General features: G+C 41.7%; 15 protein-coding genes and 3 pseudogenes. 16 read left to right on the top strand and 2 right to left on the bottom strand.

Annotated elements, in window-relative coordinates; genetic code table 11:
- The 12 genes from AC075J_RS04625 to AC075J_RS04570 form a co-directional block, all read left to right on the top strand.
- The coding region (locus AC075J_RS04625; protein WP_476390077.1) for a metal-transporting ATPase at positions 1-1314 on the top strand (1314 nt) is incomplete at its 5' end.
- Between the two features lie 19 nt (positions 1315-1333).
- Positions 1334-2389 (top strand): 16S rRNA (cytosine(1402)-N(4))-methyltransferase RsmH, encoded by a 1056-nt coding sequence (gene rsmH, locus AC075J_RS04620; RefSeq protein WP_055059502.1) that lies wholly within the window; start codon positions 1334-1336, stop codon positions 2387-2389.
- A gap of 441 nt (positions 2390-2830) precedes the next feature.
- Positions 2831-3310, top strand: coding sequence for an RNA polymerase sigma factor (locus tag AC075J_RS04615; protein WP_476390076.1), 480 nt, complete (start codon positions 2831-2833; stop codon positions 3308-3310).
- A gap of 36 nt (positions 3311-3346) precedes the next feature.
- Complete coding sequence (locus tag AC075J_RS04610; RefSeq protein ID WP_476390075.1) at positions 3347-3673, top strand: DUF4179 domain-containing protein; 327 nt, start codon at positions 3347-3349, stop codon at positions 3671-3673.
- The gene (locus AC075J_RS04605; RefSeq protein WP_476390074.1) at positions 3657-3830 is read left to right on the top strand and encodes a hypothetical protein; all 174 of its coding nucleotides are present in this window, start codon (positions 3657-3659) and stop codon (positions 3828-3830) included. Before AC075J_RS04610 ends, AC075J_RS04605 begins: the two co-directional genes overlap by 17 nt.
- A 19-nt stretch (positions 3831-3849) precedes the next feature.
- On the top strand, positions 3850-4284 hold the full coding sequence (locus AC075J_RS04600; protein WP_476390073.1) for a histidine kinase: 435 nt from the start codon (positions 3850-3852) through the stop codon (positions 4282-4284).
- Positions 4281-4904: a PrsW family glutamic-type intramembrane protease gene (locus AC075J_RS04595; protein ID WP_020993918.1), complete on the top strand. Its 624-nt coding sequence runs from the start codon at positions 4281-4283 to the stop codon at positions 4902-4904. The genes AC075J_RS04600 and AC075J_RS04595 overlap by 4 nt, the downstream gene beginning before the upstream one ends.
- Positions 4905-5056: 152 nt before the next feature.
- On the top strand, positions 5057-5401 hold the full coding sequence (locus AC075J_RS04590; protein ID WP_020993917.1) for a hypothetical protein: 345 nt from the start codon (positions 5057-5059) through the stop codon (positions 5399-5401).
- Positions 5398-8820: an Ig-like domain-containing protein gene (locus AC075J_RS04585; protein WP_020993916.1), complete on the top strand. Its 3423-nt coding sequence runs from the start codon at positions 5398-5400 to the stop codon at positions 8818-8820. The genes AC075J_RS04590 and AC075J_RS04585 overlap by 4 nt, the downstream gene beginning before the upstream one ends.
- Before the next feature lie 655 nt (positions 8821-9475).
- Positions 9476-10132 (top strand): IS607 family transposase, encoded by a 657-nt coding sequence (locus AC075J_RS04580; RefSeq protein WP_167338119.1) that lies wholly within the window; start codon positions 9476-9478, stop codon positions 10130-10132.
- On the top strand, positions 10062-11225 hold the full coding sequence (locus AC075J_RS04575; RefSeq protein WP_044952123.1) for an RNA-guided endonuclease InsQ/TnpB family protein: 1164 nt from the start codon (positions 10062-10064) through the stop codon (positions 11223-11225). Before AC075J_RS04580 ends, AC075J_RS04575 begins: the two co-directional genes overlap by 71 nt.
- A gap of 195 nt (positions 11226-11420) precedes the next feature.
- The gene (locus tag AC075J_RS04570) at positions 11421-12665 is read left to right on the top strand and encodes a serpin family protein (protein WP_020993915.1); all 1245 of its coding nucleotides are present in this window, start codon (positions 11421-11423) and stop codon (positions 12663-12665) included.
- A gap of 39 nt (positions 12666-12704) precedes the next feature.
- Here the strand turns inward: AC075J_RS04570 and AC075J_RS04565 are convergent.
- Together AC075J_RS04565 and AC075J_RS04560 are read right to left on the bottom strand one after the other, a co-directional pair.
- A pseudogene (locus tag AC075J_RS04565) lies at positions 12705-13229 on the bottom strand (OLD family endonuclease); the annotation flags it as partial.
- A complete protein-coding gene (locus AC075J_RS04560; RefSeq protein ID WP_319017571.1) occupies positions 13219-13512 on the bottom strand; it encodes a helix-turn-helix transcriptional regulator in 294 nt (97 codons plus the stop codon). The gene AC075J_RS04560 and the pseudogene AC075J_RS04565, both read right to left, overlap by 11 nt.
- A 428-nt stretch (positions 13513-13940) precedes the next feature.
- On the opposite strand from AC075J_RS04560, the gene mutS reads away from it, so the two are divergent.
- The 4 genes and pseudogenes from mutS to AC075J_RS04540 all read left to right on the top strand — a co-directional run.
- Positions 13941-16571, top strand: a complete 2631-nt coding sequence (gene mutS, locus AC075J_RS04555) for a DNA mismatch repair protein MutS (RefSeq protein ID WP_020993914.1) — start codon at positions 13941-13943, stop codon at positions 16569-16571.
- 6 nt (positions 16572-16577) lie between these two features.
- Positions 16578-18629, top strand: coding sequence for a DNA mismatch repair endonuclease MutL (gene mutL / locus AC075J_RS04550; protein WP_022379970.1), 2052 nt, complete (start codon positions 16578-16580; stop codon positions 18627-18629).
- Between the two features lie 19 nt (positions 18630-18648).
- A pseudogene (gene miaA, locus AC075J_RS04545) lies at positions 18649-19597 on the top strand (tRNA (adenosine(37)-N6)-dimethylallyltransferase MiaA).
- Between the two features lie 95 nt (positions 19598-19692).
- A pseudogene (locus AC075J_RS04540) lies at positions 19693-20160 on the top strand (methionine gamma-lyase family protein); the annotation flags it as partial.

Below are 20160 nucleotides of genomic sequence, written 5' to 3'. Positions count from 1 at the left end.
GAACCGCAGGTGACAGATATGGTTCCTGCAAAGGGAATCTCAGAGGAAGAGCTTTTAGGCTATGCCTATGCACTTGAGAAGAAGAGTGAACATCCTCTTGCAAAAGCCATTATTGCCAGAGCAGAAGAGAAAAAGATTGTTTTGCAGAAGGTTTCTGATTTTCAGGCTCTTCCTGGAAACGGTCTTCGTGCAGCATTAAACAGTGAAGTGCTTACAGGCGGAAATATGAAATTTATCAGCAATGAAACCTCTGTATCACCAGAACTGATGAAGCAGGCAGAAAAACTTGCAGGAGAAGGAAAAACACCACTTCTTTTTGCAAAAGGCGGGAAGCTTCTCGGCATGATCGCAGTGGCAGATGTTATAAAAGAGGACAGTCCTCAGGCAATAAAAGAACTGCAGAACATGGGAATCCGGGTAGTAATGCTTACCGGTGATAATGAACGCACAGCAAAAGCGATCGGAGCACAGGCAGGAGTGGACGATTTAATTGCAGGTGTTCTTCCGGATGGCAAGGAAAGTGTGATCCGTTCTCTGAAGGAACAGGGAAAGGTTGCCATGGTAGGAGACGGAATCAATGATGCCCCTGCACTTACCAGGGCAGACATCGGTATTGCAATCGGTGCAGGAACAGATGTTGCCATTGATGCCGCAGATGTGGTATTAATGAAGAGCCGGCTCAGTGATGTACCTGCTGCCATACGTTTAAGCCGGGCAACATTGAGAAATATCCATGAGAATCTTTTCTGGGCATTCTTCTACAATGTGATCGGTATTCCACTGGCAGCCGGTGTATGGATTCCGATTTTCGGATGGACACTGAACCCCATGTTTGGTGCAGCTGCCATGAGCCTTTCCAGTTTCTGTGTGGTAACCAATGCACTGAGACTGAATCTCTTTAAGGTACATGATGCTTCCAGAGACAAAAAAATAAAACAGAATGTGGAAGAAATCCATTATATTTCAGCTAATGCAGAAATGAAAAACGTAACAGAAAACAAAAGTCTAAAGGCAGAGAATCCAGACTTTTGCAACAGTGAAATTCATGATCCAAAAGATCAGGAAAATATAAAAGAAAACAAGGAGAACAAAGAAATGACAACAATCACAGTAAACGTAACAGGAATGATGTGTGGACATTGTGAAGCACATGTGACAAAGGCAGTAAAAGAGGCATTTGGAGTGGAAGATGTAGTTTCCTCCCATGAAAAAGGAACCACAGTGATCCATGCTCCGGAGAAACTGGATGAGGATAAGATCCGCGAAGTGATCAAAGAAGCCGGCTATGAAGTAACCGGTATTACACAGGAATAAAAAACAAAAAGGGGATTTTATGGAAAACCAGAACCAGACACCACATAAAAGACGTGTCCGTTATAAAGGAAAATATCCGAAGAAATTCGAAGAGAAATACAAGGAATTACAGCCTGAGAAATATAAAGATACCATTGAACACGTGATTCAGAAAGGAAATACCCCGGCGGGAATGCATATCTCCATTATGGTTAAGGAAATCCTTGATTTTCTTAATATCCAGCCGGGCGAAACCGGATTTGATGCCACATTGGGCTATGGCGGCCATACGAAAGCGATGCTTCAGTGTCTGAATGGCAAGGGCCATATTTATGCAACAGATGTAGACCCTGAGGAATCCGCCAAAACAAAGAAACGTCTGGCAGAGCAGGGATTCGGGGAAGAACTGCTGACAGTAAAGCTTCAGAACTTCTGCACCATTGATGAGATTGCCAAAGAGGTTGGAGGATTTGACTTTATTCTGGCAGATCTCGGTGTTTCATCCATGCAGATTGATAACCCCAAAAGAGGTTTCTCTTTTAAAACAGACGGACCTCTGGATCTGCGCCTGAATCAAGAAACCGGCATCAGTGCAGCCCAGCGTCTGGATACCATTTCCAGAGAGGAGCTTGCGGGAATGCTCTGTGAAAATTCTGATGAACCATACTGTGAGGAACTCGCCAAAGCCATTACAGATGAGATCCGCAGAGGCAATCATATTGATACTACCACAAAACTGCGTCAGGTAATCGAAAAAACTCTTGATTTCCTTCCTGAAAAAGAAAAGAAAGAGACAATTAAGAAGACCTGTCAGCGAACCTTCCAGGCACTGCGAATTGATGTTAACCATGAGTTCGAAGTACTGTATGAATTTATGGAGAAGCTTCCGGATGCTTTGCGTCCGGGCGGACGTGTGGCAATCCTTACCTTTCATTCCGGTGAAGACAAGCTGGTAAAGAAAGCGCTTAAAGCAGGATACAAGGAGGGAATCTACTCAGACTATGCAAAAGATGTGATCCGCCCCTCAGCCAAAGAGTGCACACAGAATCCAAGAGCCCGTTCCACAAAGATGCGCTGGGCTATAAAGGCTGAATAAAGTTCTAATAAATGTTTGTGAATTACTCGGTAACTGAGTTACCAGAGCATCTGAAAAAAGGCGGGATACCGCCTTTTTTCAGGGTGCATCCATGACGCCACTACTGTTTGCTCTTTAGAGCTATACAGCTGCTTTTATTATTTCCGGTGTTTTCAGTCCGGTTACGGACAGTTCTTTTGCACTGTCCACTGTAAGAAATCAGATAACACAGGAAAGTATACAAAGTTGCATTATTTTGTAGAATTGCTATGAACTATGAACAATTGACGTATTTTGTAAACAAAAGTATACTATGCTTATTAAAAGAACGAAGGAAAGAAGCCAGGAGATTACACCTGACAACAGAGGAGTAATACTGGGGAAAGGAATTGAACGGTATGGCTCACTGATGAAGAGCTTTATGGGCAATATCTGAGCGGTGACGAGACAGGACTTGAACTGTTGATAAAAAAATACGGCGACCCGCTGACCTTATACATCGATGGTTATCTGCATGATGTCCACGAAGCGGAGGATTTAATGATGGAAACCTTTTCCTGGCTGTTTACGAAAAAGCCCCGCATCCGGGATGGATGTTTTAAGGCTTATCTCTATAAAGCAGCGCGTCACATGGCATTACGCCACAAAAGCAGACGGCGGATTATCTTCAGTCTTGACGACCTGACCAGAGAACCGGAGGCACAAACGCTGGTAGAGGAGGTCGTCCGCACAAAAGAACGAAATCAGATCCTGCATCTCTGCATGGACGAGTTAAATCCAGATTATCGGGAAGCTCTTTATCTGACCTATTTTGAGGGCATGAGCTATCAACAGGCCGCTGAGGTCATGGGAAAAAGTGTGAAAGCAGATCACAAATATGGTGTACCGGGGAAAAGAGCGTTTACGCGGATTATTGAAACGGGAGGGTATTACAAATGCTGAAAGATGAGGAACGGATTGCGGAGGTAAAACGGCGTATTGCAAAAAAAGAACAACAGCAGAGACTGCGGCGCAGACGGATTATCTCTGCATGTCTGTATAGCGGCATGTTTTGCAGTAATCGTTGGGGTTTCCTTTGCCATGCCCGGTATTGTCGGACAGATCGAACCCGGTACTTCTTCAGGCTTTGAAACTGCGGCAACAATTTTGGGCGGCAGCACCGCATTGGGATATATAGTGATCGGACTGCTCGCTTTTGTTCTCGGCGCGTGCGTGACGGTTCTGTGCTTCCGCATCCGCCAGCTGGACAAAGAGGAGCAGACGGAGGAACAAAAGGAGGACAATGGGGATGGAGCTGATCAATAATCTTTTTCAATTCGCTGTCACCCTGCTGGGCTTTTGTCTGAGTGGTATCTCGGTATCTGAAAGATCGAAAACAGACCTGTTTCCTGCTGACCTGTTTTTACGGCTGCTTTGCCCTTGGCTCTCTTTACTGGACGCTGTATCTGCTTCTGTTTTCTGAAACGCCGCAGGTCTTTTATGTGTCAGAGTTCGGCTGGATAGCCAGCGTGATTTTTCTTTATCTTCTGCAATACACCCTTTCTTCTGCGGAGGAAAGAGACTTTTCGACACGGAAATCTCTGATAGCTCCTCTGATTGGCATTCCGCTTTGTGTGTTTTACTGTACCTTTGGGGATGTTCTCTCCAATTTGCTCTGGTGTGGCATGATGATCGTTGTTTCTTATCATTCCATCAGAGGGCTTATTTATGCTCTGATACAGACGGGAACGGCACGTAAGATCCGGTATTTTCACATTGGGGTGCTGTGCTATGTGGCGGTGGAGTATGCTCTTTGGCTCTCCGGCTGTCTGTGGCCGGGTTATTCCATTTCCAATCCCTATTGCTGGTTTGATCTTCTGCTTACAGGCTGCCTGTTCGCACTGCTCCCGGCCACAGGAAAGGCGGTGCAGACATGACCTATATTGAAAATGTATTTCTCTGCATTGCTTCGCCCCTGTTGATCGCGGCTCTGTGTATGGGAAAGCGGCAGAGAAAATTCTTTCTGTTCTGCCTTGCCGGAATGGGTGCCTGTCTGCTGTCTGCTTACATCAACACCTTTTTTGCCGCACTTTATAGAGCGGACACCTTTACCACTACTACAGAGATCGCCCCGGTGGTGGAGGAAGTGATGAAATTTCTGCCATTGCTCTTTTATCTGCTGATATTTGAGCCGAAAAGAGAGCAGATAAAAAATACAGCTGTAGTTATAGCTCTTTCCTTTGCCACATTTGAGAACGTCTGCTACCTGATCCAAAACGGAGCCGGACATTTTTCTTTTATTTTCTTCCGTGGTATTGGGACTGGAGCCATGCATGTGATCTGTGGAGCCATTGTCGGCGGTGGTCTTGCATATGTGTGGCAGAGAACATGGCTGAAGATTGCCGGAACCTGCGGTCTGCTGGGAGCAGCAATCACTTTTCACGCAATTTATAATCTTCTGATCGCCTATGGCAGTGCAGCACAGTATATTGCTTATCTGTTGCCTGTACTGATCCTGGCAGCGGGAAAACTGATCTTCCGCAGTTCAATACAATAATATAACCTGATTTTCCGCTTTTGGGAGCTGTTTCGGCAGCTCTCAAATTTTTTTGAAAAAATTTGATTTTCAGGTGAGAGTTTTTCGCTTTTTTTGTACCTATATAAGTGAAAGACTTTTTAGGACTTTTTTGTGAAAGGAGGATGGAAGGCATGTATGATACAGAAAAGCGTATCGAATTGGTAAAAAAACGAATGCATGAATACCACCGCCGCCAGGAGCGGCGCACAGTCTGCCGGCTGTCTGTTCTGTGTACCCTGTTGTTCCTGTCTCTCGTGGGAACAATGGGGATGATGCAAAGCCAGCCAATAGACATCACGGGAATGTACGGCACAATCCTGCTGCATGAGGACGCAGGCGGTTATGTGTTGGTGGCTGTCATTTCCTTTACTGTGGCAGTCGTGATTACTGCATTATGTATCAAATTCAGAAAAAGAGGACAAAAGAGTCAAGACGTAGAAGATCATGTATTAAAGAAAGGAAAGGTGGAAGTATGAAGAAAAAGTGTTTCAAAAAAACTGTTTCATGGGCATTGAGTATCGTTATGTCCGCAACGATGGCGGTAACTCCGGTATTGGCAGACACTTTTACTGATGGTAGTCAGCTGATCGTTTCCGAAGATGCAGGAGAAGAGACTCCGGCAGCTACAATATCCGATGCAGAAGACGAAGGTATGATGGAGCCAGAACATACCTTTGAGATCGAAGATAACTGCGAAGATTCAGGACGTACCGGATTTTCCAGCGAAAATGAGGCAAGCGGGTTTTCCGATGACAGCGTTCTAGCTGCGCAGACAGAAGAAAAAGCGGCTGTTTACCTGGATCCGTCATCTGGAAACGATGGTAATACTGGAGAGAGTGCTAAGTCTGCCGTAAATACTCTTTCGAAAGCCGTAGAGCTTGCACAAGGTGGCGATATTTTTCTTCTTGATTGTGTGGAGGTCGATAGTGATATCAAACTGAGCAATGTGACATTTCGCCCTGGAAAAAGCAATATGTCAGGTATGCTGTATATAAGTAGAGGTAAGGTAACATTAGAAAACATAATAATAAATAATAAAACACCGGATGGTAAGTCTTGCCAGTTCTCTAATTATCCTATTGAAGTGACTGGAAGGTTGGCAACATTGACTATAGCGGATGGTACTGAGATTGGACCGTTCCCGGGAAACAGTTGTATTATTGTATCACACGATAGTACTGTAAATCTGAATGGTGGTAAAATCCTGGGAGATAAGCAGAACACAGTTGAATATGGCGGTGGAATATATGCGGAACATGCAACTGTCAATGTGAATGGAGGTACAATCAGTGGACATAGTGCAACGTATGGCGGTGGAATATTTTCGTCTTACTCAAACATTAAAATAAACGGGGGTACAATCAGTGATAATCAGTCAATAAGAGGCAGTGGAATATATGCGATAAATGATTCAAACGTAAGTTTAAAAGGAGGCAGTATTATTCATAATAAAAGTGGACAGGGCGCAGGTGTCTACTTGTCTATTTCTAAATTGTTTATAAATGGGGAAAGCTGCCAGATCACCCAAAATACAGTAACAACAGAACCTTCTCCTAAAGATATGCGCGGCGAAGGTGGCGGAATTTATCTGATTTATTCTGAAGCAGAAATTGAATCTGGAACCATCAACAAAAATACAGCCATTGCAGCAGCTCCTGACGAAAACGGTAATATCCAGGGCGGATTAGGTGGTGCAATTTCAGCAAAGTATTCAAGAGTAACCATCAAAGGAGATACAAAAATCCGTAATAACAGTGCGGGTAACCGTGGAGGTGCGATATACACAGAGGGAACGAACAATGATTCTAGTCTGCTTAATATAGAAGGTGGAACTATCAGCGGCAATCATGTGAATGGAAGCGGAGCCGGTATATTCGCTATATGTTCTAGGGGAAACAAACATAATATGGATGTGAACATTTCCGGTGGAACGATAACAAATAATTACAGCGGAACAGGAGAGAATGAAGAAGAAAATGCGATCGTCTTGATGGGGTGGGATCCGAATCTGACTGAAGATACCGGTTTCGCAGATCTGCATCTTAGTGACAGTCCGGTAATAACGGGAAGCGTAACACTTTCAGATGATAATAATTATGGGCCTCGTATATATGTAGGTAAATCTTTGCAATTATCAGACAAACATATTTTGGTGACACCTACATATGGAAAAGCTGATTTAATTGCGGTTGAATATGAGAATGATTCAGCAGCTGAATCGTTTGAGTCACAATTCTATTCAAATGGTATGAGCAAACTGGTAAGAGATGGAAAGTATTTAAAATGGGCTCTGGTAAAGCCAAAAGTCCAAGTTTCAGCGGACAAAGAAAAAGGCTGTCCGTCTTCTAAAATTGTTTTAACGGCAAAGGCAACGCATGTGCTTGACGATAAAGGCATTACGTACAGCTATCAATGGTATAAAGATGATCAGATCCTGAATAGTCAGACAGGAGAAACTCTTACAGTCTCTGAGGCGGGAACCTATAAAGTGGAGGTAACAGCTACAAGTCAAGCAGGAGTGAATTCCACAGAGACAGCATCTATTGTAATTCCTGCGTTTGAACATTCTTATTCCTGGCAGTTTGATAAAACAAATCACTGGGAGCACTGCAGCATTGGAAATGAGAATACAACTCAGGAAGCACATACATTTGGTAACTGGGTAGTGACAAAACAGGCATCAATCGGAGCAGAAGGAGAGAAGGAACGAACCTGTACGGTTTGTGGATACACAGAAAAAGAAACAATCCCATCGATCTACATCCCAAGCTACCCTGTAACAGGTATCAAGGTATCTCAGGACACCCTTATGCTTACAAAGAAGGACGAGACTGCACAGCTTTCCGCGGAAGTGGTTCCATCATATGCAGATAATACGCGGGTAACATGGAAGTCCAGTGATGAAAGTGTGGTAACTGTAGACGAAAAGGGTAAAGTAACCGCCGTTGGAAATGGAACAGCTACAATCACAGTCACATCCGTAAGCGGAAATTATACCGCAACGGTAGCCGTAACCGTAAAGATTCCTGTAGAAATTGAGAAGATCTCGATTGAAGCAGAGAAGGAAACACTGACGAAGATTGGTGAATCCACAGAACTGAAAGTTAAGATCGAACCTGAGAACGCAGACGCTCAGAAGCTGATCTGGAAGTCTGACAATGAAATGGTTGCTGCTGTAGATGAGAATGGTAAAGTAACAGCAATCGGAAATGGAATGGCAATAATCACAGTAACTACAGAGTATGGAAAAAACACAGCTTCAATAATAATCACAGTGAAGATCCTTGATAAGCCTGTAATTAACAAAACAAAAGGGTTCGGACGCTTAAAAGTCCGTTCTGTAAACCAGACGAAAACTTCCATAACCTTAGAATGGAGTAAACTTGATGGTGTGGACGGATATTTGGTATATGGAAACCGCTGCAATACAAGTACAAAGACATACAAATACAAAAAGCTTGCCACTATTACAAACGGACGTACATGGACACATAAAAACCTGAAGAAAGGCACTTTCTATAAATATATCGTAAAAGCATATAAGATAGTAGATGGCAAAAAGGTAGTGACAGATACATCTGCCTCCATACATGTAATCACACAGGGCAGCAAATACGGAATTGCAAGATCTGTTTCCGTAACTAAGATCGGAAACAAAAAGAATGTTTCAAAAATAACCCTGAAAAAAGGAAAAACAGCACAGATCACAGTAAAAGAAATAAAAAAGGACAAAAAGATCAGACACCACAGAAATCTCTGCTATGAAAGCAGCAATACAGCAGTAGCCACTGTTACCCCGGAGGGGCTTATCCAGGCAGTTGGTAAAGGAACCTGTACGATATGGGTATATGCACAAAATGGTGTATATGCGGCACTGACGGTTACTGTGAAATGATAAAACATGATATCATCTGAATATATATAAACTACGGCCACCAGCTAATCCAGTGACCATAAGCAACGGGGCAGCACACATTTCAGCAAGAGTTGGATCGAAGCGTTTTGTTTTTTATATTCAAGTACTGACGAAAAAAAGCCATAAGTGACTCCAACAGCTATCATTTGTTCTGATTCTGTTTTCTACAAAAGAAATAAAAAATATTAAGATATTAGAAAATCATAGGTATATAATCTTTAACACCAAAAACCGGATTGAGTTTATTCTGCTCAATCCGGTTTTGCCCTATTCCCTTTCTCTTTTTAAAGTTTAACTTTTTCAGATGAAGAAAAAAAGGGCTGCCATATACAGAACGCTATGGAAATGTTGTTATACTATGATGCATTACAAAGCTTTTTCAGCTTTAATATATCCTGATTAGTGCTATAATATTCTAAAATGTTAATAGACATACATTTTTTATTTCCAAAATGTTGATTTCTATACATTTTTTATTTCCAAAATGTTGATGCTCGAACTATAATAGTTACTGTAGATATTTTTATATTATTTGTTGATAGGAGGATTTTATAAGTAACTGAATACATTGACTAACAGGATTAAATGTGTTTAAATATACTCAAAGGAGTAAAAGGTTATGAACACATCAAATATCACAAATTATAAGCCAAAAGATTTTGCGGAACTGTTAGGCGTATCCGTTAAGACATTACAACGCTGGGACAGAGAAGGGATTCTAAAGGCAGACCGAACCCCAACTGATAGACGTTATTACACTTACGACCAATATCTTCAATTCAAAGGCATAAATACCGAAAATGATATGCGACAAGTGGTTATTTATACAAGAGTGTCTACAAGAAATCAAAAAGATGATTTACAAAATCAAGTCGCGTTTTTACGACAGTTTTGTAATGCTAAAGGAATTATTGTTGATCAATGTATTGAAGATTATGGAAGTGGTCTTAATTATAACCGTAAAGAATGGAATAAACTGTTAGATGCAGTAATGGAGGGAAAAATCAAAACCATAATAATCACCCATAAAGATAGATTTATCAGATTTGGTTATGATTGGTTTGAAAAATTCTGTATGAAGTTCAATACGACCATAGTGGCAGTCAATAATGAAGAACTATCACCACAAGAAGAACTTGTACAGGATATTGTTTCGATCCTTCATGTTTTCTCTTGCAGGCTGTATGGACTTCGTAAGTATAAAAAACAAATAGAGAGGGATGAGGAAATTGCGAAAGAGCTTCAAGACGGAAATAAACCCGTCAGAGGAACAGAAGATCAAGATCCGTAAGACAATAGGAACTTGCAGGTTTATCTACAACTTCTATCTTGCTCATAATAAAGAACTTTATAATAATGGCGAAAAATTTATGAGCAGCAATAAGTTCAGAGTCTGGCTTAATAATGAATATCTTCCACAACATCCGGAGTATTCATGGATCAAGGAAGCTTATTCAAAAGCAGTAACGCAGGCAGTGAACAACGGACAGACCGCATTTACAAGATTTTTCAATCATGAAAGTGCCTTTCCTAATTTCAAAAAGAAAGGCAGATCTGATGTGAAGATGTATTTTGTAAAGAATAATCCAAAAGATTGTCGATGCGAAAGACATAGGATCAACATCCCGTCACTTGGCTGGGTTCGTATCAAAGAAAAAGGATATATCCCAACCACAAAAGATGGATATGTTATTAAAAGCGGTTCCGTTTCAATAAAAGCTGACAGATTTTATGTTTCCGTTCTTGTAGAGATCCCTGATAACAAAATAACTGATGATCCTAATGAGGGAATAGGCATTGATCTTGGATTAAAGGAATTCGCCATTGTTTCTAATGGTAAAACTTATAAGAACATTAACAGATCAGCAAGACTTAAAAAGCTTGAAAAACAACTTATTCGGAAACAGAGAAGTCTCTCGCGAAAATATGAAAATTTAAAGAAAGGAGAGTCCACTCAAAGAGCAAATTTACAAAAACAAAAGCGCAAGGTACAGAAACTTCATCATAAGATAGATAATATCCGCACTGATTACATTAACAAAACAATCGCTGAGATAGTAAAAACCAAACCATCTTATATAACGATTGAAGACTTAAATGTAAAAGGCATGATGAAAAACAGACATCTTTCAAAAGCAGTTGCATCACAGAAGTTTTATGAATTTAGAACAAAACTTCAAGCCAAATGCAGGGAAAAAGGAATTGAACTTCGAGTAGTAGATAGATGGTATCCATCGTCTAAAACCTGTCACTGTTGCGGTGCTGTCAAGAAAGATTTAAAACTTTCAGATAGGATCTTTAAATGCAGTTGTGGTTATGTCGAAGATAGGGATTTCAATGCTGCTTTAAATCTGAGAGATGTCACGACTTACGAAATTGCATAACGAAACGCAAACGTGAGTATGTACCGAAGGCTATTTCGGGAATTTACGACTATGGAGTGTACAAGAACCTGTGAGTAGATATGATCTCGTTCAATCCAAAGCATACACGATGAAGTAGTAAGTAGAACTCGTGAGAGTCTACATTATCTCGATGTGCGTATATTTGCACACGCTTTGAGTGGCAGGAAATGCCTTATGATAAGAAAACAACTCTTAATCGGAATACTGGCAGCTATGACTGTCGCGCTGCCAGCTGTCGGCATATATGCCGGTTCCGCAGAAGCCAGTGAAATCCAAAGCAGCAATGAAGACACGGTGTCCGGTAATAAAGGAGCCAGTATCGACAAAGCCGTGACATTACAGAATTCCGTAAAAATGACAGACCAAATCTCTGCGGCAGTCAATGGAGAAAATATTATGTTCAGTCCCACAAGCCTTAATTTTGCGCTGGGCATGATCGCAGAAGGTGCAGAAGGAGAGACAAAAGAAGTTCTATGTAATTACCTGGGAACCGATGATTTTGCATCTTATGCAAAGGAATATCTGAACAAGATTAAAGAATATAATACTGAAGATGAGAGTTACGGATATAAGTCAAAATTAAAGATTGCAGATGCAGTCTGGGTGGATAATAATCTGACATTACAGGAAGAATTTAAAAATTCAGTAACGAACGGTTTTGGGGCGGAAGTGGAAAATGTAGATTTTTCCGCTGCAGAGAAAACATGCGGTATCATTAATTCCTGGTGTGACAAAAATACGGAAGGGCTGATCCCGAAAATCATAACCCCGGATCTGATCAATGATACTACCGGACTGTGCTTAACTAATTCACTATATTTTGAGTCCGGATGGAGTGGAGAACCCTGGAATGTTTCTGATACAGAAGAGAAGTTTGGAAACAATGAAAAGACAAAATACATGACCTGTGCCGGAGACAGGTATTATGAAAATGATAAGGCAACAGCATTTGACAGAGAGTATGCAAACGGACTGAGTTTTGTCGGAATCCTGCCTGTCGATGAAGGCGATTTTACACTTGAGGATCTGGATATTGGTGGACTCCTGAAATCTCAGCCAGAGTATGACGAAGTACAATGTAAGATGCCAAAACTTGATTTTGAGACTACCGCCATCCTAAATGACATACTCTCAAGCCTGGGGCTTGATAATATATTTTCCAGCAACGCTGATTTCTCCGGTATTGCAGACAAAAATGTAAATGTAGATACGATACTGCAGAAAACAAAACTGGAACTGGATGAAAACGGCACGAAAGCAGCAGCGGTGACAGCAGTTATCATGGAATGTATGTCAGCTGTAGAGGAGAAAGAACCAGTTATCAAAAATGTGGAACTCACTCGTCCTTTTGCCTTCCTGATCTATGACAGGAGCAATAACGAAATACTGTTTATGGGAAAAGTAATGACCGTTTCCTGATGAAAAGGGGATGCCATGCGTGGCATCCCTCTTCATGAATTATTTTTTTCTGTTCTCAAAATAAACAAAACGGTCAATTGCATCCAGAATATCTTTAAAAGTATCCCTTGGAGCCTCCTCTATATAGGATTTGAGGATTTCAGTTTCGTTTTTACGGAATCTTCCGTAAAAGATATCATATAAATTATGTCCGCGGAGACAGATACGGATTTCTTCCATATGTTCTCTGATATCTGTAGTATTTTTGAGAGCATGGCCGATCATTTCTGTGAGATGCTGACCGCTTTTTAATTTGTATAGATATTCATTCCACTTTTTCAACAGGATTTCGTAGAAATCATCCTCACTTTTTATCACTCCGATTTTTTCCATTATCTTCGGATCCAGGAAATAATTCTCAAAGGAATAATACTTCAGGATCAGAACATTTTCTCGAGTCACACGCGGTAGTCTGTCCATATCCTCACGGTTACGAGCCTCATAATACCTGCACAGGGAAGAAGCCAGTTCTTCTGCATCTTTACCATCCCCATCCCGGATCATCAGGAAATTATCACGCAGATATGTCTAATATTGTGGTTTTATCACAATAACAAATATGATGTGAATCATGAAGTACACGGTATTCCCTTGGTGTACATCCATAACACTCCATAAAATATTTGGAAAAATAACTCAGGTGATTAAATCCACACAGCATGGCAATTTCCGTAATACTTTTCCGGGTGGTACACAGAAGCTGACAGCTGATTTTCAACCTGTATGCATTCAGAAAGTCAACCGGTGACTGTTGCATATAATGCTTAAAAATCTGGCAGCACTTACTAGGAAACGACTTCTGAGGAATCCGGCATAAGCTCTGTTCTGATTAAATCCAAAAAGCTCACCTCGTGTACGATTTTTATAAAAATCAAAGACTATTCTGATAGATTTCCATATATGAGAATACTATAATTATAGCATCTGCAAAAGTAAAAAATCAATCGGAAACAATGTAGTGATTGGCGCAGGAAGTGTGGTATCCAAAGATATCCCTGATAATATGATCGCAGCTGCCCTGGAAAGTAAACTGATCGTGACTACGCTGAAATAAATTATAAAGGGATGGTGAAGGAGGATGTTTAGTAACATATAGTCAACATGATAGAATAAATGTTTATACTCTATCTTGCATCTTCTATTTATTCATGTTAAAATCTTAAGATGTCAAAAATACAATATATATGAGATAAAAAACAGCAGTGAGCTGTTATGAAGATAGGAGATAACAATTAAATGGCAATGAGTCCGATGATGCAGGAATACTGCAAGACAAAGGAACAATATAAAGACTGCATTTTATTCTACCGTCTGGGAGATTTTTATGAAATGTTTTTTGATGATGCATTACTTGTCACCAGGGAACTGGAGATTACCCTTACAGGAAAAGACTGCGGATTAGAGGAGAGGGCACCCATGTGTGGTGTCCCTTATCATGCTGCGGAGACTTATATCAATCGTCTGATCGAGAGAGGACATAAGGTAGCAATCTGTGAGCAGGTAGAGGATCCTAAAAAAGCCAAAGGACTGGTAAAGCGTGAGGTTGTAAGGATCGTAACCCCAGGAACCACACTGGATGCTGCTGCTCTTGATGAGACAAAGAATAATTACCTGATGTCTATTGTGTCTATGGAAGAACATTTCGGATGCGCTATTGCAGACATTACAACAGGTGACTGTTTCCTTACAGAGGTGGACAAACCTCAGAAACTTCTTGATGAGATCAATAAATTTGTTCCTGCAGAGATTATCTGTAATGATTCTTTTTATATGTCTAATATAGATACAGATGACTTGCAGAACCGTCTTGGGATCTGTGTTTTTTCATTGGATTCCTGGTATTTCGATGACGAGTTGTGCCGCCGCACACTAAAAGATCATTTTCATGTAGGTTCTCTGGAGGGATTGGGCGTTGGTGATTATGACTGCGGGATCATTGCTGCAGGAGCTCTTTTCTTATATCTAAAAGAAACCCAGAAGACAGCCTTGTCCCATATGACAACTATCCGTCCCTATGCAGCAGAGAAATATATGCTTATCGACAGTTCCAGCCGCAGAAATCTGGAACTTGTGGAAACCCTGAGAGAGAAACAGAAAAGAGGTTCTCTTCTCTGGGTACTGGATAAGACAAAAACAGCAATGGGAGCCAGAACTCTCCGCAGTTATGTGGAACAGCCACTGATCGACAGAGATGAGATTGAACAACGTCTGGAAGCACTGGAAGAGTTAAATAAAAACGGAATGCTCCGGGATGAGATCAGGGAATATCTGGGACCTGTTTATGACCTGGAACGACTGATCAGCCGTATCAGTTATAAATCTGCGAATCCAAGAGATCTGATCGCATTTGCTTCTTCGCTGGAAATGCTTCCTTATATAAAACAGGTTTTAAAAGAATTTAAAACACCTCTGCTTCAGAAAATCTATGAGGATATGGATTCGCTGGAGGATGTGACAGATCTGATCAAACGTGCCATCGTGGAAGATCCGCCTCTTGCACAGAAGGATGGAGGCATTATTAAAGAGGGCTATAATGAAGATGTAGATAAATTCCGCCGTTCCAGGACAGATGGTAAGAAATGGCTTTCAGAACTGGAGGCCAAAGAGCGGGAGCGTACAGGCATCAAAACAATGAAGATCAAATATAATCGCGTATTTGGTTATTCACTGGAGATCACCAATACTTTTAAAGATCTGGTGCCGGATAATTATATCCGTAAACAGACGCTTACCAATGCAGAGCGATACATTACCCAGGAGTTAAAAGAACTGGAAGACCTGATCCTTGGGGCAGAGGATAAGCTGTATGCTCTGGAATATGAACTGTTCTGTGATGTGAGAGATGCAGTCGGGAAAGAAGTTATGCGGATCCAGAAGACTGCCAAGGCAGTGGCTGCACTGGATGTGTTTGCTTCTCTTGCACTGGTTGCGGAAAGAAATCATTTTGTACGTCCGAAGACAAATACAACAGGTGTGATAGATATTAAAAACGGCCGTCATCCTGTTGTGGAACAGATGATAGAGAACGATATGTTTATTGCGAATGATACATATCTGGATAACCATAAGAAAAGGGTATCCATTATCACAGGTCCGAACATGGCAGGTAAGTCTACCTACATGAGACAGACTGCCCTGATCGTACTGATGGCACAGATCGGAAGCTTTGTCCCTGCTGAAAAAGCAAACATTGGAATTGTTGACAGGATTTTCACCCGTGTGGGTGCCTCTGATGATCTGGCAAGTGGTCAGAGTACCTTTATGGTAGAGATGACAGAGGTTGCCAATATTTTGAGGAATGCAACTGCAAGAAGCCTTCTGATTCTTGACGAGATCGGACGTGGCACCAGTACATTTGACGGTCTTGCCATTGCCTGGGCTGTGATCGAGCATATCAGCAATACAAAGCTTTGTGGTGCAAAGACATTATTTGCCACCCATTATCATGAGCTTACTGAACTGGAGGGTAAAATTCCGGGAGTTAATAACTACTGTATTGCTGTCAAGGAAAAAGGGGACGATATTGTATTTCTGCGTAAGATCGTTCAGGGCGGCGCAGACAAAAGTTATGGTATCCAGGTTGCCAAGCTTGCCGGTGTTCCGGATTCTGTGATCCAGAGAGCAAAGGAACTGGTGGAGGAACTAAGTGATGCGGATATTACGGCAGCAGTAAAAGACCTGACATCTGCGAAAAAGAAAAAGCCTGTATACGATCAGATGGATATGGCACAGATGTCTCTGTTCGATACAGTTAAGGATAACGATATCATTGATGAGATAAAAGGTCTTGATATGGGGAATATGACTCCTATCGAGGCAATGAATACACTTTATAACCTGCAGAACAAGATTAAGAACAGATGGTGATAAAAGTTGAGAAAAATTGCAGTATTAGACCAGCAGACCATAGATAAGATCGCTGCCGGTGAGGTAGTGGAACGTCCGTCCTCCATTGTGAAGGAGCTTGTGGAAAATGCAATTGATGCAGGAGCAACTGCTGTAACAGTGGAGATCACAGACGGCGGCAAAAAGATGATACGTATCACAGATAATGGCGGGGGTATGGAAAGAGATCAGGTACCCCTGGCATTTTTGCGTCATGCCACCAGTAAGATTGAGAAGGTTGAGGATCTGGAACACATTGCGTCTCTTGGATTTCGCGGTGAGGCTTTGTCCAGTATTGCTGCTGTTGCACAGGTGGAACTGATCACAAAAACCCCATCTGCATTAAGCGGCGTCCGTTATGTGATCAACGGTGGTGTACAGGAGTCTTTAGAGGATATGGGAGCACCGGAAGGAACTACTTTCCTGGTGAGAAATCTTTTTTACAATACACCTGCTAGAAGCAAGTTCCTGAAATCAGATACTACGGAGGGAAATTATGTCAGCACTTTGATGGAGCAGCTGGCATTGTCCCATCCTGAGATTTCTTTTAAATATATCCAGAATAAACAGGTGAAGCTTCATACTTCCGGAAATTACAATGTGAAAGATGTGATTTATAATATATATGGAAGAGATATCACCAAAGCACTTCTTGAGGTATCCTACGAGAATGATTTCATGAAGATTGAGGGTTTTGTGGGAAAACCGGAGATTTCCAGAGGTAACCGTACCTTTGAGAATTATTATATTAACGGACGTTTTGTAAAGAACCGGATCATTGCAAAGGGGATAGAGGATGCCTATAAGGGTTTTCTCATGCAGCATAAGTTTCCCTTTGTTTCTCTTCATATTCAGATGGAGGGAAATGATCTGGATGTAAATGTGCATCCAAGCAAGATGGAGGTGCGGTTTGCAAGAGGAACAGAAGTTTATGATGCAGTTTACGAGACAGTCCACAAGGCTCTTACCACAAGAGAAATGATCCAGACAGTGCCTTTTGGAAAAGAAGAACCGATTAAAAAGCAGCAGCCTGTGGTAAAACCGGGGGATGTACCGGAGCCATTTGAAACCAGACGTCGGGCTGAAATTCCGGAGTATCGTCCACAGACTGTAAATACAGCTTCCAGGGTTTCTGAGCATACCGCACTACCACGAGGAACTGTTACAATGGCAGAACAGGCAGTGCGTGAACAGCAGATCTATCAGACTAGGGATCCTCTTACCAAGGCAGAGGAACAGCTTTTTGAGGGAACACTAAGCGATAAAAAGAATGAAGAACAACCGGTATTTTCAGAGACAAAGCAGGAAATTGCAGAACAGAAAACTGCAGAATATCTGAAGACTGCTGTGGATTCAGAAGGAAACAGAAAACAGATAGAACAAAACAAAAATGTAATATCAGAAGAAATCAGACCACAGCAGCTGGAATTATTTGAGGAGAAACTTCTTGCTCCTGAATCCCGAAGCCGTCATCAGCTGATCGGACAGATTTTTGATACTTACTGGCTTGTTCAGTTTGAGGATAAATTTTTTATTATCGACCAGCATGCGGCACATGAAAAGGTTTATTATGAGCGTTTCGTAAAAAGGTTTCGTGAGCAGACAGTAGAATCCCAGTATCTCAGTCCGCCGCTGATCGTATCCCTGAATCTTCAGGAAGAAGCTCTTCTTAAGGCTAACCGTAAATATTTCGAGGATTTTGGATTTGAGATTGAACCATTTGGCGGTAAGGAATACTGTATCAATGCAGTCCCGGCCAATCTGTACGGTCTTACGGAGGAAGAACTTTTTCTGGAAATGCTTGACAATCTTGCTTCTGAGAAGGATAAGGATCCACTTGGAATCTTTGCTTCCAGACTGGCCACCATGGCATGTAAGGCTGCGGTAAAGGGAAATCACCAGATGTCCGACCGGGAAGCAAATGCCTTGATCGATGAACTGCTCACACTGGAGAACCCCTATCACTGTCCTCATGGAAGACCGACGATTATTTCCATGACTAAAACAGAACTGGAAAAGAAATTTAAACGTATTGTATAGTTTATATAAAGGAGCTATTATGAAAAAGCCACTGATCGTTCTTACAGGACCGACGGCAGCAGGAAAAACCCATCTATCCATCGCTCTTGCGAAAGCAGTAAACGGAGAGATCATTTCTGCTGATTCCATGCAGGTCTACAAATATATGGATATTGGATCAGCTAGAGATCCTGCTGCAGGAGGAGATGCAGGGAGTAAAGCATTATCTGGTAGATGAACTGCTGCCTCAGGAAGAATTTCATATCGTGAAATTCCAGCAGATGGCAAAAGCTGCCATGAAAGAAATTTATGCCAAGGGGAAAATTCCTGTTCTGGTAGGAGGAACCGGATTTTATATACAGGCTATTACAAAGGATATTGATTTTACTCAGGCAGAGCAGGAAGACGGATACCGTCAGGAGCTGGAACAGCTTGCTGCAGAGAAGGGAAATGAATATCTGCACCAGATGCTTTTGGATGTTGATCCTGTCAGTGCCGGGGAAATCCACGCCAATAATGTAAAACGTGTGATCAGGGCACTGGAGTTTTATCATCAGAACCAGTCGCCGATCTCCGCACATAATCAGGAGCAGAAGGAACACGAAACCCCTTATAATCTGGCATATTTTGTGCTGAATGTACCAAGGGAACTTCTTTATAAACGGATTGATGACCGTATTGATGAGATGTTAAAAGAGGGACTCCTTGAGGAAGTGCAGAAGTTAAAAGATATGGGATACCACAGGGGGATGGTTTCCATGCAGGGACTTGGATATAAAGAAATCCTTGCATATCTGGATGGCGAGTATCCGTTAGAGGAAGCGGTCAGGATCCTGAAAAGAGATACCAGACATTTTGCAAAACGCCAGCTGACCTGGTTTCGCAGGGAGAAGGATACCATCTGGATGAATAAGGATGAATTTGACTATAATGAAGACAGAATCCTTGATGAAATGCTGAAGGTATGCAGGGACAGAGGAATTTTATAACCGAATTTTTCTTAAAAATCACTGATACAGAATAAGTGAAATTCAGAGATAAAATAAAGATAATAATGCAAACAGAAATGAGGACGAAACAAATTATGAAAGAAATGTACGCACAGCTTGGGATTTCTTCGAGGTTTATGACTTTGGTCATAAGATTGAGGAATCTTTAAAAGAAAGATTTGAAAAATTTGATAAAACGGCAGAATATAACCAGATGAAGGTGCTTCTTGCCATGCAGAAAAATAAAGTAAGCGCAGAATGCTTCGGAAGTTCTTCCGGTTATGGATATGACGATATTGGCCGTGAAACACTTGAAAAGGTTTATGCAGATACTTTCCATACGGAAGCCTGTCTGGTACGCCCGCAGATCACATGCGGAACTCACGCGCTGGCCATTGCCTTATTCGGTAATCTCCGTCCGGGTGATGAACTTCTGGCACCTGCCGGAAAGCCTTACGATACTCTGGAAGAGGTGATCGGCATCCGCCCGTCAAAAGGTTCTCTCGCAGAATATGGAGTAAGTTACCGTCAGGTGGAACTGTTAGAAGACGGAACCTTTGATT

This window comes from Blautia sp. ZXY-1-C6 (genome assembly GCF_056339875.1).
This window is presented reverse-complemented; position numbering and strand designations above follow the sequence as displayed.